At 47.2% G+C, this 1,768-nt stretch carries 1 protein-coding gene; it reads right to left on the reverse strand.

Going from position 1 to position 1,768, the window contains the following annotated elements; translation table 11 throughout:
- Window positions 1-1,768 (reverse strand): BACON domain-containing protein (locus D0T87_RS23640; RefSeq protein ID WP_304521324.1); only part of this gene is annotated, 1,768 nt, incomplete at both ends.

Consider the following 1,768-nt stretch of genomic DNA (forward strand, 5'->3'; position numbering starts at 1 on the left):
AACACCTTGTGCCTGGGCATCAACGCTTGTGTCGTCAGGGCCGGTAGAGAAGGTCAATTTTGTACCATCCCAAACGATATTACTACCACCGAACTCAGCGGGAACAACAGGCTGAACATTTAACGTAACTGCGACATCGGCGAATAAGCCATCTGTGTTTACGAAGTTCAAGGTGGCGGTTCCGGTAGTATTGGCAGCAACAGTGAACTTAACAGTGGTTGTACCTGACGTACCGGTTGTGGATTCTAAAGCAGTTTTAGAAGCAGGGGTAAGTACATTTGAACCATCGGTTACAGAACCGATCTTCCAACTTGTATTACTCTGTACCGTAAAACTGTATTCTTTACTGGTAGCAGAAGCGTATTTACTTTTAACGTCTTTGTAGATAAGACCGTAATTCTTTTGCAATAATTTCACTGTAGCTTCATGACCGCTCTGGGTACGGAAAGTAACCGTAGATTCTTCATCGGTGGGCAGGGTGCTGTTGCCATTAGACGTTACGGCTGTGGTAGTAATGGTGTACTGTTTAGAACCACCATTGAAGGTTTCACTTACAGGTTGTCCTTCCAGGGCAGAACATGTCTTGTTTACCGTTACGGTAACATTCTCGCTGTTAGGCTCCCATACCACCCGCAAGGTTTTAGACTCTTTTGAAGTTCCTGTTTTAGGAGTGAAAGTAAGCTGAGATCCCGAAGAGATTTCAGTATCAGCTAGATAGAGCTTAATACCCGGCTGTACACTCGATGCTGTACCCTGAGTAACAGTAATCGGCTTGCGGATACGCCCGGCTTCCAGATAAATCTTTGCCGAACGGGAAGCGCCGGTTTCGTTTGCTTCTAATTCGATATAGGTTTCGGTGATAGCATCTTTGCCACCCGTGGCCGGAACGAGTTTCAACCAATCGGCGGTTTGGCTTTCGTTGGTGGCATCAACGTATTTCTCTACTTTCCAACCGGTGGTATAGTCTGTCCATACATTAAGGATATTTTCGGCTGTCTTGCTTGTCACGGCTTCTTTGTTGAAGGTATATTCATCCTTATCCACTGCCAGGGTATATTGTCCGTCGGTGGTCAGAATATTCATGCCTACGCCGTTCCAGGTCAGTACACTGGCTTCGATATTCACCGGACCGCTACGGAAGGCAATATCCGGAGTTTCGTAACCCGAACCGGATACTTTAGTGATATTGATGGTGTATTTATGATTGCGAAGCACATCCAGATATGTTTGTGCCGATCCGCTGCCGGTAGAGAAGTCCACGCGGTAGTAGCTGGCTTCACTGTCGCTATTGTAGGTACCGCCCACTACCAGACAGGTGCGTTTAAGCAAGTCTTTGGCTTTGGTATGGTTATCGGTATGGTTCTCAGCTTCCATAATATAAATCTCACGCACACACTGGTTGAGTGTCGTGTTGATGGCTGTTCCATTGTATAATAGTGGACCTTCGGTAAGAGTTGAAGAGGTGGGCACCACCGGATAGGTTACTTTACCATCTGTCAAACCCGCAGCCGTGGTGGGAACTACCGTACCCTGGGTATTGTAGTTATATACATACACACTGGATAGCTTAAAGTTGGTTACGGCAGCAGGAACCACCACATCTACCCGTGCTACCATACGCAGGAGATTGATGTTCTTTATCTCGGTAGTTTCATTAATGGTCTTTGTACCGATATCGCCCCACATCGGGAAAGGTTTGGAGCCGTCTACCGGCCATTTACCTTCTGCGGGTACGGCAGCGGTAAGCGCGGCCAATGCAGCAGCTTTG

Source organism: Bacteroides sp. 51, assembly GCF_010500965.1.
In the GTDB taxonomy this organism is placed as follows: Bacteria; Bacteroidota; Bacteroidia; order Bacteroidales; family Bacteroidaceae; genus Bacteroides.